This window comes from Spongorhabdus nitratireducens (assembly GCA_947387575.1).
Classification (GTDB): domain Bacteria; phylum Pseudomonadota; class Gammaproteobacteria; order Pseudomonadales; family Endozoicomonadaceae; genus CANDOC01.
In genome coordinates, this window is record CANDOC010000001.1 from 785,659 (window position 1) to 799,642 (window position 13,984).

General features: G+C 53.7%; 6 protein-coding genes. All 6 read left to right on the forward strand.

Going from position 1 to position 13,984, the window contains the following annotated elements; translation table 11 throughout:
* The first annotated feature begins 41 nt into the window (after nt 1–41).
* The 6 genes from ACYZZ0_RS03580 (at nt 42) to ACYZZ0_RS03605 (ending at nt 13,914) form a co-directional block, all read left to right on the forward strand.
* Nucleotides 42–650: a hypothetical protein gene (locus ACYZZ0_RS03580; RefSeq protein WP_461535205.1), complete on the forward strand. Its 609-nt coding sequence runs from the start codon at nt 42–44 to the stop codon at nt 648–650.
* 12 nt (nt 651–662) lie between these two features.
* Nucleotides 663–3,149 (forward strand): hypothetical protein, encoded by a 2,487-nt coding sequence (locus tag ACYZZ0_RS03585; protein ID WP_461535206.1) that lies wholly within the window; start codon nt 663–665, stop codon nt 3,147–3,149.
* A 53-nt stretch (nt 3,150–3,202) separates the two neighbouring features.
* Nucleotides 3,203–9,484 (forward strand): beta strand repeat-containing protein, encoded by a 6,282-nt coding sequence (locus ACYZZ0_RS03590; protein ID WP_461535207.1) that lies wholly within the window; start codon nt 3,203–3,205, stop codon nt 9,482–9,484.
* Nucleotides 9,485–9,561: 77 nt separating this feature from the next.
* Entirely contained in the window at nt 9,562–10,017 is a 456-nt protein-coding gene (locus ACYZZ0_RS03595; RefSeq protein WP_461535208.1) for a hypothetical protein, read from the forward strand.
* Nucleotides 10,014–13,085, forward strand: coding sequence for a contractile injection system tape measure protein (locus tag ACYZZ0_RS03600; RefSeq protein WP_461535209.1), 3,072 nt, complete (start codon nt 10,014–10,016; stop codon nt 13,083–13,085). The genes ACYZZ0_RS03595 and ACYZZ0_RS03600 overlap by 4 nt, the downstream gene beginning before the upstream one ends.
* Nucleotides 13,086–13,182: 97 nt before the next feature.
* A complete protein-coding gene (locus ACYZZ0_RS03605) occupies nt 13,183–13,914 on the forward strand; it encodes a hypothetical protein (RefSeq protein WP_461535210.1) in 732 nt (243 codons plus the stop codon).
* The last annotated feature ends 70 nt before the right edge of the window (nt 13,915–13,984 follow it).

Consider the following 13,984-nt stretch of genomic DNA (forward strand, 5'->3'; position numbering starts at 1 on the left):
CTTAATTGTCCCATCACCTACAAACACGACAGGACTTCTCCATGAGCTATGACTATGGCGTACAGCTGTCGCTGGAACAGATACTCGGCCGCTTTCGCAACGGGGATACGCCCGGAGAAGGTGATTTCGAGCAGCTGATCCGGCTGGCTGAAATCGGCCGTCGGCTGATTAATGAATACAACAGTCGCACCCTGAAGGGTCTGGAGGTGAACGACGCCGGAAGCCTGGAGCTGAAACTGGATGAAACCAGCCAGGGCGAAAGCGGGCTCAGAGTTTCTGCCCAGGGCCTGAAGCTGGCCGGTAGTGGCCAAAAGAAACTGGCCGCACTGAAGCTGGATACCGAACAGCAGAAAATCAGCCTCGACAGTATGGAAGCCATCGAGATTCCCCTGGCCGACAGTGACAGCGACGGACTGATGTCGAGCCAGGACTGGAACACCCTGGATAATCTCAGTTCGAACACCGGCAGCGATACCATTCGGCTGGGCCAGCTGACCCTGGACGAAACCACCGACAATGACGGCAATGCGGTAACCGTTTCAATTGCAGCCGGGGAAGTCACCCTGACTCAGGTAATCCAGACACTATTGCTGCATGCCAAACAAAACCGGCAGCCATTCAGTCGCAGCGATTTCGGGCTGACGGATTAACGGGGCTGCACCATGACACTACCCACTCCAACAAACAAGACCATTGCCAATCAGTTACCTGATGAGCCGGCCCGTAATTTTAATACCCTGCGGGATGAAGGGCTGGAACTGATAGCAAAGCTGGCAGGTAGCCAGTGGACTGATCATAACCTGCACGACCCCGGCATTACCTTTATGGAAGCTGCCAGCTTTGCCATCACCGATCTTGGCTATCGGCTCGGTTTTCCGGTGGCAGATCTGCTGGCTCAGCCGGAACAGGAAAAGCAGCTGCTACCGTTTCATCCGGACAGCGATGCCCTGCCCTGTCAGCCCCTGACCACAAACGACTACAGCAAGGTGTTGCTGCAGCTGCCCGGTATTCGCCATGTGGAACTGACACCGAATGAGGCCAACAACGGTTTATGGAATATCCGGGTGGTACCGGACAGCATTGATGCGCGGCCGAAACAGGAGCTGATTACCGCCGTACGTCAGTGTTTTATCAGTCACCGTAACCTGGGAGAAGACCTCGGCTCCATCAAGGTGCTGGAAACGACGCCGGTCAGTATGCGACTGTTTCTGACCCTTGAGCCTGAAGCCGATCCCGCTGAAACCCTGGCCCGGGTATTGGTTACCATTGCCGAAGCCATCGCGCCTGTCGTCAGCTTTGAATCCCGGCAGGACCTGTTACAGCGGGGCATCAGTCCCGAAGCCGTGGATACCGGACCCTGGCTGGATCAGGGTTATATCGATGATGCGGCTCTGGCGATACCGGCTATCCCCTCACAGATCTATGCTTCCCGACTGGTATCCAGAGTGCTGGCACAACCGGGTATTGTTTCTGCTGAAGCGCTGCAGTTTCACAATAATGACCCGCAAGCCGACGGCTGCTGGGAATCCTGGGTTTACAGCCCGGAAATTGGCAAGGCTCCGGTGCTGGATCTTGAACAGACCCTGAAAAATGTTCGGCTGATCAAGCAAGATATAGAAGTCACCGTACCGACGGCTCGGGTCATTTCCCGGTTTAACCAGCTGCGGGGGGGCAACACCCATGCAGGCAGGGAATCATCAGCACCACAACCCGCCCGTTACCGCTCGGTATCCCGTTATCACTCGCTGCAACATGATCTGCCATCACTCTATAAAGTCGGACCGCAGGGTATTGCCCCGGGTGAAACCGCAGAGAATATTGCCGCGATCCGCCAGCTTCAGGCTTATCTGATGTTGCCAGACCAGCTGTTGGCCAATGAGTTTGCCCAGCTGGATCGTATCCGTCATTTACTCGGGCTACCGGATGCTGAACTGTTGCAACCCTTGCAGCAATTAATGGAACAGATGCAGGCCAGTCTGCCATTGAATGACAGCGCCATTGGCCATTTCTGGCGGTTACTCAAACAACTGCCGGTGACACACGACAGTCAGGCTGTAGCGGGTTTGAGCGAGCTGGAAGCGATTCTTGCCCGTTCCACTGAAGACTATCCGAGCGAAAACCAGACATCTGATGTGTTTCAGGAGCTGACCGAGCAAAGCTTCAGTATTGAACAACTGCAACGTTATAACCGGGTGCTGGCCCATCTGCTGGCCCGGTTTCATGAACAGACCCCGGACAGCAGTCTGCTGCGCTATGAAGAGTTATACCGGCATTATGCCGAGTCATTATTAGCTCACCCTGAAGCCATGGATAACCTGACGCCAGATGAGTTGGTCCAGAGGCTGGCATTGCTGAAAAACCTGCTCGACCGCGCCGCCTTTCTGCTGGATATTCCCCGCACCGGCGGTCATCGTGGTCAGGCCGGCAACTACCTCGACCGGGCCATTCGCGGTCAGGACAATATCAGTGGTGTACGACACCGGATTTATCGCCGGCTGGGACTGCCCCGGGTGGCAATGGATACCCTGGCATCCCATAACGGTGAAGGCTTCCATCTGGTAGAAGGCGTGTTGCTGCGCCATGCCAAAGACGCTGAGTCCGGTGTTGCCCTGCAGGCACAGCCGGATGAAGTGTTTATTGTGATCCCGGACTGGCCGAGCCGGTTTGATGATCCGGATTTTGCCCAGCTGTTTGTCGATACGGTGCACCGGGAACTACCTCTGCATATCACCCCACGACTGTTATGGCTGGATCGCAAGGCTATGGCCGAGTTTGAGCAGGTGCATCATGCCTGGCTCAACGCTCTGTCGGTACAACCTTTTCCCCTATTAAACGACGATCAGGTGCAATACAGCAGACTGCAGCAACTGAGCAGCTGTCTTGACCGTTTTATCTCTGGCTGCCTGGCCGGTAACAAACCGGATATCAGCGGCTGGCCGGTCGCTCACCGTACATTGCAACAATATCAGGATGACCAGGTCACCTTCGATCGTTTTGTGGTCGGATACACCCCTGCAGATCCACTGCATTATAACCCGGATGATCCTGACAGTGGCCGGATTGAAAAACTCAAGGTAAATCCGGACAACCCTGACGACTCACCGTTTGTTATCCGTATCCGCAAACCCTATTCGACCCGCGACAGCTAATTCCCGGCTGGTTATAGCCCATCGCTTATAAAAATATCCATAAGGAAAACACCATGGCCAAAAGCAGATCGGATCTGAAAGACCTGTTTGCCGACAACCAGATTCCCACCGGCAACAGTTTTGCCGAACTGATTGACGGCAACCTCAACAAGCAAGACGACAATATCAGCACTGAAGATGGCAAGCTGAGTGTTGATCGTCCGGCAGCGCTGAAAAAGGGTGTTGCAGTTACCGGCAGTACCTCAACCGATACGCTGCAGGTCAATGGCACAACCGGCGTCAGCGGTAATGCAACGGTGGGTGGCGAACTTGTGGTTGAGGGCAAAACCCGACTGAAGCAGGATATTACCCTGGAAGGCAATACCGATGCAGGCACCATTGATGCCGACAGGGTAAATGCCGGACAGCAGTCGGTAACCGGTACCCTGGCCGTGGGTAACGAGCCTGATCCGGGTGAAACTGAAAAGCGGATTTATATTAACCCCGACAACAGTGGCCAAGTGGGTATCGGTCAGGCATCGCCACAAGCAACCCTGCATGTCACCAATACCTCGGATCAGCACTGTCTGCTGGTAGAAGACAGCGACAGTGATCTTACTCCATTTGTGATTGACCATACCGGCCGTGCCGGACTCGGTACCGAGACCCCCCAGGGTGCATTACATCTGGATGTGCCGGTCAACGAACAGGCACTGATTCTGGCCTCCGGTGAAAACAATCACTGGCTGACAGCCGACCATGACAAGGTGACTATTCGTCCTGAACTGGATACCCATGCTATCAAGGCTGACGGCAAGCTGACCATTCTCGGCGACAGTGACGAGCAGACACTGGAAGTCAGTGGTAATGCCCGACTGAATCATAATCTGGATATTCAGGGGCAGGCAGATATCCATGCCAGCCTGAGTGTGACTGGCCCCGCGACCCTGAGCGACACCGTAGATATCACCGGTGAAACCCGGTTGCAGGATAAGCTTCAGGTGGGTGAGAACCCGCTGGATAGTGTCATGCTCGGCGTTGACGGTGATGTTCATTTCAGCGGCAAACTTGAAGCTGGCGCCGATCTCGATGTTACCGGCGATACGACCCTGAGCCAGAGTCTGACCGTCAGTGGCGAGTCAAACCTGAATGGCAAGGTGACCGTGGATAATCAGCTGGAAGTCACCGCTGAGACCAGGCTGAATAATACCCTTGATGTTCATAACAGTGCCTCGTTTCATCAGCAGACCAGCGCCAACAACAAACTGTCGGTTGGTAACAGCGAAGGCGGCGGTGATGCCCTGACGGTATCCGGCAGCAGCAATCTGGATGGTGCGTTGCAGGTCAAAGCTGCAGCAACAGTAGACAAGGGTCTGACAACGACCGGCAACAGTGCTGAAAATATTCCGGCCCTGATGGCTGAAGGGCAAGCAAAAATCAGCGAGTCACTGACTGTCGGCAGTGAAAACACAAAGGAACAAGAGGTTTTCACTGTTCAGGGTCATGCCGATATGGACGGTAACCTGAATCTGAGTGGCAATCTGACGGCAGAAGGTAAAGGCCGGATTGATCAGGGGCTGACCCTTGGTGAAGATGCAGAATCCAGTAAGTCTCTATCTGCCAGCGGTAGTGCTCAAATTGGCAAGCAACTGTCCGTAGGTAATGACACCACTCTGGATCAGGATCTACTGACCGTCTCCGGTCACTCCCTGTTAAAAGGTGATACCCGGATCAACGGTCATACAATGGTTGATGCCGGACTGAAAACCAGCGGCGACAGTGATCAGAATATTCCGGCACTGGAAGCAGAAGGCCAGGCCCGAATTAGTGAATCTCTCTCCGTTGGTAATGAATCCACCGCTAGCAAACAGGTTCTGGCCACAACAGGCCATGCCGCTATCGATGGCAAGCTGACCGTCAACAAGGATGCCGCTATTACCGGTGCCGGAACAATTGGCCAGGGCCTGACCCTGGGCCCCAATCCGGACAACAATATGGCATTGACTGCTGATGGTCGTGCGGAGATCAGTGGCCGGGTGTCGGTCGGTGACGAATCCACTTCTTCAGAGCAAATGCTGACCGTATCTGGTCATAGCTTGCTGGATGGCGATGCAACCGTTGAAAATAGTCTGACCATCAATAACACCAGCGAATCCGACGACAGCCTGACTGTAAACGGCAAGTCACAGCTAAGCGGTGATGTCACCATTGATGGTATGACTTCTGTTGCCGGCGATACCAATCTGGCCGGCAACCTCACCGTTACCAGAGACACAACCGTCAGTGGCAACAGTGAATTACGGGGCGAACTGCAAGTTAAAGCCGCGGCCTCCTTTGAGTCCAGTGCCGCCATAGCCGGAACAGCCACTGTCGCCGGCAAGGCAACGATTGATGGTCGCACCACTGCAGCCGGTGGTCTGACCGCGATTGGTGACAGTGAAACCCAGACTGAAGCCCTCACTGCAACCGGTAAGGCCAGTGTCAGTGAAGCGCTGACACTGGGTAATAAAGACAAATCCAGCCCGGAAAAGGATACCGGTGACCAGACAGTACTGGATGTTTATGGTCATACCGAACTGGATGGCCATGCCACTGTTCGCCAGAAGCTGACTATAGATGGCAGCAGCCATCTGAAAGAAGATCTGACCCTCGACAAAAATGCAGCTATTGCCGGTTCCGCCACGATCAACAAGGGACTGGTGGTTGATGGTGCTGTCGCCGAGGGCCTGGCCATTCATGCCCTGGGCAATGTCCAGCTGGATAACAATGCCACCATTGATGGCGAAACCCTGCTGAAAGACAGCCTGACTGCAGAACAGGATGCCCATATCAAGGGCGATCTGCGCACTGACAGTCAGCTGACCGTGGGTGGCGATGCCGATGCTGCCCATCAAATGACAATACACGGCGACTCGCTGCTGAAAGGTGACCTTACTGCAGAGACTGATATTACTGCTGGCAACAACCTGAAAGTCGACGGCAGTTCATCGTTAGTCGGTAATGCTGATCTTGGTGGCGATCTTGTTGTTAGTGGCAATACCCGTCTGAGCGGTTCTGCAGATGTGACCGGGTCATTAACTGCCAAAGGTGAAGCCCGCTTTAACGACAAAGCCATGGCAGATCACAGTCTGGCAATCCGCCAACTGGATAAGGACGGCAACCCGGTTGCTGATGCTGATGTGCTGAAGGTGTCCGGTAACAGTGCGATGGATGGCACGGTTACCATTACTCATATTGATAACGACACCGATGCTCTGGTGGTTTCCGGCAGCACTCAAATGGATTCTGCCCGCATCGAGGCCATGGCGGATACAGGCCAGCTGCAGGTTCGCGGCGACAGCACCATGGCCGGTGATCTGGCCGTCGGTAAAACCCTGACTGTGACCAATACCGATCAGGCCGATATGGCACTGGATATTACCGGCCACGGCAGTGTATCCGGCACGCTGAAAGTTCAGGGCGACAACAGCATCACCACAGCTGGCAGTACGGTACTGACCGTTGATGGCAAGGGAGATATTCAGGGTGACCTGGATATTTCCGGAGTACTGCAGGTTGGCAATGCTGACAGTGAGGCTGATGGCCTGACTGTCAGCGGTAACAGTCAGCTGAACGGTGCCACGATTGTCAGGGATACCCTGTCAGTTGAAAACAGAACCGAAGGCGAGCAGGCATTACAGATTGCCGGCAACAGCCATCTGGATGGCAATGTCCAGATTGCAGCCTCGGCGGTGGTCGACAAGGGGCTGACCGTATCCACCGATCCCGATATTGACGACAGCCATGCTCTCACCGTACACGGCAATGTACGCTTTGATGCCCAGCTTGCGGTTGAGTCCGATGTTATTATCTCGGATGACCTGACAGTCACCGATGATCTGCGGGTACAAAGTGATGCCCAGATCAAGGGGCTGACCGAAGCCGGATCCCTGATTGTCGGCGAACCGCCAAAAGATGCCGAACTGACCCCGGACCAGGCTCAGATTGTATTTGGTGACTCCCAGCTGAATGGCCGACTGGATCTGAATGGCGGCGCCAACTTCAGCAGTGGCCTGAAACTGAGCGGCAGTCATGATGGTCACCAGACGCTGGATATTGACGGCGATGCCGAAATTAACGGCGATCTGGATATCAATGGCACCACCTCGGTACGCGACTATCTGACGGTAGACGGCGGCAGCACGATCAAACAGACCCTGACCGTGGATGATACGGCCACCCTGAACAAGGAGTTGATTATCCAGGGTGCTGTCGGTGTTGATCATGCGCTGGATGTCAGTGGTGATACCCGGCTCGGTGGCAGTGTCAATATTACCGACGACACCCGACTGGAAAAGGATCTGGATGTTGGTGGTTATACCCGTATCAGTGGTGAGTTAAGTGCCGGAGGTGATACTGCACTGGCCGGAGCATTGTCCGTTGCCAAAGATATCACGGTATCCGGCAGCAGTACCCTGTCCGGCAAGGTGATGGCTGAAGACTGTATGGCCATTGGTGGCGACGCACTGGAACAAAATATTCTGACTGTCACCGGTGATTCAGCCCTGCTGGGTCATACCGCCATTAACAAATCACTGGATGTCGATGGCGGCGTAACAGCCAATGACGGCATAGTGGTCCATGTTTCCCCGGATACCCCGCTGGCACTGGATATTAATGGCAGCAGTCGCTTCAGTGGCGCGGTTACCGTCAATGATACTGCCTTGTTTAACAAGAACTGTACTGTCTTCGGTGACCTGCGAGCCCGCTCCAGTGCTTATCTGGACAGCCTGGTCGAGGTCTCCGGCCCGTTCAAGGCGCTGTCGGACAGCACCCTGTATGGCAACAGTGTGGTCAAGAAAAGTCTGTCAGTAGAAAACAATGACAGTGCCGTTAATGCCCTGGATGTACGGGGCAACGCCCGTATTACCGGCGACCTGGATCTGACCGGCCGGCTGACTACTGAACGGGGAATCACCCTCAGCTCCAGCGATCCGCAGGAGCCGGCACTGACAGTGGCGGGTAACCAGCAGGTAGAAAACACCCTGACAGTAACCGGTAACCTGATCAGTCAGTCACAGCTGAATGCCCGCAGTGCGGTAATCAGTGAATCAATCACGCTTGGCAGTGGCAGTTGCAGTGGCGATTTCGGTATTGCCGGCAGTCTGACCACCAATGGCAGCGTTACCCTGAACGGCACATTACTGACCGAGCAGGCCGTGACGTTGCGCGATAGTCTCAGTGTTTCCGGTTATACCACCCTGAGTCAGGGTGTAACCCTGGGCGGCGGCCTGACCTTTGCCAATGGTGCCCGGATTAACCGGGTTGAAGACGACATTCATCTGGGTGGACTGAATGCTGCCGATGATGTGCTGCCCAGCCAGAAAGCGGTCAAATCCTATGTCGATACCTTTGCATCACCGTTTGGCTTTGGTAACCGGACTCGGGTAATCCGCACCCAGCAAGAGTTCGAGAAAATATTCGGTACCGGGATCCAGACCGAGACTATCGATGCCTATACCACCATTATCCTGATGCCTCCCCGTGAAGCCGGTGACAATCCAGGCGTGATTACCGGCGGTATTGAAGCCGAGCTGGATACTAACGAACAGTGGCCCGGTATCAGCCATTATGTGTTGAAAAACTCGGTTCGCCTCGAGTCCGGGGTCAGTATTATCGGTTATAACCCCAATACCACCCTCGTTGTTAAACAGCAGCCACAATTCCGGTTTGAAATCGAGGCAGAAGAAAACAAAACCGTACATGGCATTATGCTGGAAGGCTGGACCTTTGACGGAGGCGCCAAGGCTGTAACCCATAATGGCGGCGCCTTCCGCCTGCTCAGGGCTGAGCGCTGTACCCTCAACTGTCATATTGTCGGTCACTTTGTCGGTGGTCGTGGTGGTGCAATTTATGCCGAATTCAGCCGCCAGATTACCGCTGAACATATCCGCAACTGTCGCGCCGACCTGTTTGGTGGCGGCGCCTACGGACTGGAAGACTCACGACTGGTGATTATGGGTTGCTATGCCAACCGGGGTGGCGGTGCTGCTGAATGTGATAACAGTGATATCACCGTACGTCACTGTGAAGCCGAATACGGCGGTGGTGTCTACTACTGCCACCGCAGCCGGGTACTGGCCCAGGACTGCACTGCCGTCGAGAAAGGCGGTGGCGCCTGCTTCTGCAGCGATATGATCTGTACCGGTCACTGGCATAACAATATGGCGTCAGCGGTGGACAATGCCACCTACCACCATATCTTTGCCAATAACTACCGCTCCGGTGACCAGCGGGAAGAACACTATTGGCAGGGCAGCTTTATCGGTACCCGGCTCAGTGTTTCTACCGGCACCTGGAATGCTTCCAACCTCTGATTCTTTTCATACGCCCTGCCCGGCCGGCAGTACTGTCGGCCGTTGTACTTCAGTTTACTTCTGATGGATAAACAATAATGGCCAAATATCTGAAATGCAGCCGCAGTAACGGGCTGGTGATGAGTTTCAAGCTGCACGACAAACCTTTCTCGCTCTGCAACCCCGCTGTGTTCTGGGTGCAGATCAACCCGACTGCCGGCAAGCCGGAGTGGCAGCCAACCATTCAAGGCGATCAGGTCAAGTTCAAACTGTATTCCGGTCAGATATTGCCGGTCGATGGCCAGCCGGTCGTCAGCGATGGCCAGGGTTTGTGGCAACACAGTATCAATGCTGAAAAGGCACAGCAACGCGCCAGCCAGCAGGCCGAACGGCTGAAAGATATGGAAACCCACCGGTTGATCAAACTGTGGTGCGAACAGCAGGATGAAGGCAGCGAAGAGGCCTTTATCAATCTGGGCATTGCCAATGCCAAAGATTCTCGTTACCTGGCTTACCGTGAAGCCGCGGATGAAATCCGGAAATTGCGTCGGTGAGTGAGACTCAGGCCAGCTCGGAAGTAGAAAAGCTGAAGCTCAACTTTGTGTTCAGTTACGAGCAACCGGAAACAGCGCTGACAACACGGCTGGAGCAGGCTGTCTACCGGACGCTGGAAGCCTATCAGCCACCGGCAGTCAATCATCCTGTCAGTATCGACCGGATTAATATCGAGCTGGATGAACTGCAGCTGACCGACAACAACACCTCCAATCTGTTGCTACTGGAACAAGAGCTTGAGCAGTTGTTGGTTGCCCGGTTGGACCAATGTTTTGAGCAGTTACAACAGGAGATAGAGAACGGTCCAGCCTCTGATAGCAGCCGGCAAGATCTTCAGCCAATAGCATCGCAGCATAAACAACCGGAACAACCTGAAGCTGAACATCACATAGACGTTGCAACCTCTTCAGATAGAACACAATTTCAAATTACTGACTTATTGCAGCGTGAATATTCCACTACAGATTTACTGCAACAGCTGGAACAACCTGGAACAGACTCTGGTATTGAACTGTTTCCCGGATATTCCGGTAACGAGGTTGGCAGCGCAGAAGATAGTACGGCTGGTAACAAGGGGTATTTTGAAACGGTACCGGCTGGTGATAGCAGAGATATAGCCGGTAACAGTCTTGAGCGGAGTATTGCTAGACAGTCCGTAGCGGGTATTGATCGAAACAGATTGACCCAGCCTGACTCACTGTCGTCAGCAAAGCTTTTGAGGACAAAGATAGACCGGCTGTTACAGAGTCTGGATACCCTGTCAAAACAGACAGAGAGTAGTAAGGAAACCGAAAAAAAAAGCAGGATCCTGTCAGAAACCCTGCATCAAACACTACAAGAAGTCCGTGTATTATACCTAGCACTGGACAAATATACAGTATCATTTAAAAACGCATCACCCGACGCATTTGATCAGCCCGCACTGATGCCGGAAACGCTGGAACATCAATTGCGGCAGTTCGAAAAAATGATGCGACAATGCATTGCAGAAACAGCTCAAAGGGCTGTTAAAAGCCAAGGGAAGCCAGAATCGTTACAGCATGCCGGTATCCCGGAAAGCCATAATAATCAACATCAGAGCCCGGAACAGTCATCAGGGGTATTGACTGGACATATGACCAGGGCACAACAATCAGGACATAAACCGGTACTGACACCAAACGACTCTGACTGTGAAGCTACAATTCCGGATAAAAAAGAACGTGCACTGTACCCCGACCCTTCCACTCTGCTGCCCTCCTCACCAGAGGAAAAACAGATCCGTAGTCCTGCCGCGGCCTTGTACAACCCTGATCTGGACAGTGCTGAATTATCAGTAGCACTGATTCATCCCGAACTGCTTCAGCTTTTAAGCTTCCCGGAGTTGCCACTGAAACTGGTGCGGGTGATCGATCAGTGGTGTCGTCAGGCGCAGGACATACCGATACCGTCACAACAGCGCTGGTTGCAGCGGATTCTCACTGCCGTGGAGCAGTCACCGCTGCTCCTGCTGTCAGCTGAAACGGTATCGGGTCAGCCTGCACCACAGGAAGCGCGTTCAGACAGTACTCCCGAACAGCATATAAAGCGCTGTGATCACACATCAGCAGCCATTGATACGCATCACACACGTCAACAGCCGCGGGCAGCTTTACCTCAATCCCGGCAGCCTTATGAAAATACCTTCAACCAAAAGGTCTCTGCAGAACGAACGACTGAAGATGCGTCCGGGCAAACAGCAAACACCCGGAGCGCCACATCCTCAGTACCATCTCCAGATCCGGAACTGCAACGAAAACAACAACAGTGGCACAGTGAATTACAGCAGTTGCCGCTTCAGGCCACGGCTGATACCTGGCATTCTGCAATCCATTCCTGGCAACAGGCCTTACCGGAGATACAAGACAGGATCATGCTGGCCCGGAGCATCTATTTTATAAAGGCTTTGCTCCAACAGGCCTCACAGGAAAGCCCCACTCTAAAGCAGTGGTTTTCTTCCCGTCGGCAGCGCTGGCAACAGTGGCTGCAGCAACTTGATCCGGCACAGCTTTATCTCCAGCAGTTCCCGCGATCATCAATTCAGCAAGGCATCGAGCAGATTAAAACCCTGATGTCTGTTCAGCGACGCCTGTTACGATCAGAGCACTGTCCTGTATCTGTACGGGACGATAACCAGCGCCGGCTGACTGTTGCCCGGCAGATACTGGCACAACAACTGACATTTGGTTCTCGACATGAGACCTTCAGCTCTTCGGGTCAGACGGTTACCGACTTAGCCGGGCTCTGTCATCCAGCTAAGGAAGAAGTCACAGAAGTGCAGCAGCAGAAAGGTATACCAAAGACCACAACCAGCAACAAAGCTTACAGTTCTCCGGCTTCAAATCTGTTGGACGTTCCCGATGCTGACCCGGATACACGGGCAAGCCTGTCACAAGCCGCAGCCGACATCAGTCATTCCTTGCAACAAACGCTGCGGCAGTTGGAACAAACCCTTAATACCGAAAAATCCCGTTCCGGACCTCAAGCCCGGTACTCTATGCCGGAGCTGTCAGCCAATGAAAGTATTGAAGTGCAGAATGCAGGACTGGTGCTCCTGTGGCCTCATCTGTCACGGCTTTTCAACCAGTGCGAGCTGCTGGCAGCCGATCAGTCTTTTATCGATATCTGCCATCAGCATCAGGCCATGGCTCTGCTGGAATATATTGCCGGCACCGACGCCTGTCCGGAAGTACAACAGCAAAACCGAATGACCACGGCGCTGATAACCGGGCTCAAACCGGCAGAGATACCTGACACCTTGCCAACACTGGCTGATTCCCGGTGCCAACACGCTGATCAGTTGCTGGCAGCAGTCATCAGTCAGTGGTCGGCATTACGGGATATCACCCCGGCCGGACTGCGCAACCTCTTTTTGCAGCGCAACGGCCACTGGAAGACTTATGACAATGGCTGGAAGTTGACCGTAGAAGACAAGGCTCAGGATATTCTGCTGCAAGCCCTGCCCTGGCCGGTCAGTATGATTACCCTGCCCTGGCTGGGTGGATTATTGAGTGTTCACTGGAAAACGCCGGCCATTCAACTGAAGTAACCTCATCAGGCTGCATTTCCTATCTACACTTATTGGCATGGATGTACCGGATCTGAGGCATACCACCTCATGCCAATAACCAGAAAAAGGAAATTATATGCTTGTATCACTGCGTCGATTCTTCAGGCCCTTCTGGCTGCTGGGCAGCAGCCTGTTTCTCACCGCCCAGGTTCATGCAACGGAACTTATCGACGTTGCGACGGATCACGCTACAGTTATGGAAAAATTCCAGCAGTGGAAGCAAGGGAAAAAAGTACTGACCCTGGTGGGTTTTTCCGGTGCTGGGTACCAGGATGAGGCCAGACTGGCAAAAGAAGTCAGGGGAATGCTGGCAAACTACCCTGCTGACAAGTGGATCATCAATATCGGGGGCACACCAGATGGTATTGGTCAGATGTACCCTCTGGCCAAATCCATGGGTTACACCACCACGGGCATTGTTTCCAGTCAGGCCGTTCCGACACTTAATTCGAAGTTACCTGCTTTACCTACTTTACCTCCAGATCTGCCCGGGAAATTCCCCAGCGTAGACTACGTCATGATTGTCGTTGACGATAAATGGGGAGGCTTCGTCAATGAAACCCGACGACTGAGCCCGACTTCAAAAGCGATGGTTGCCGTATCTGATGCCATGTTTGCCTATGGCGGCGGGGGTGTTGGCCGGGATGAAATGATTGCAGCCCTGCTGCAGACTCACAAACAGATCGAAGTTCGCTTCTTTGAATTCGAAATGAAACACGCCCCGGATAAAAAGGATGTTAAAGGTGCTCTATATCATGCATGGGAAGCACTGGAAGCCAGTGGTTTTGGCCTGTTGAAGCTAAAGTAAGACACTCTTCGTTGATACCGCCACCCCGGCGGTATCAATCTGACCTGTATTCCATTTCTGATCACCCGCC

What these genes read in the sequence shown, in the direction of transcription:
- ACYZZ0_RS03590 (WP_461535207.1), top strand. Translation starts at nt 3,203, where the DNA reads ATGGCCAAAAGCAGATCGGATCTGAAAGACCTGTTTGCCGACAACCAG.
- ACYZZ0_RS03580 (WP_461535205.1), top strand. Translation starts at nt 42, where the DNA reads ATGAGCTATGACTATGGCGTACAGCTGTCGCTGGAACAGATACTCGGC.
- ACYZZ0_RS03585 (WP_461535206.1), top strand. Translation starts at nt 663, where the DNA reads ATGACACTACCCACTCCAACAAACAAGACCATTGCCAATCAGTTACCT.
- ACYZZ0_RS03605 (WP_461535210.1), top strand. Translation starts at nt 13,183, where the DNA reads ATGCTTGTATCACTGCGTCGATTCTTCAGGCCCTTCTGGCTGCTGGGC.
- ACYZZ0_RS03595 (WP_461535208.1), top strand. Translation starts at nt 9,562, where the DNA reads ATGGCCAAATATCTGAAATGCAGCCGCAGTAACGGGCTGGTGATGAGT.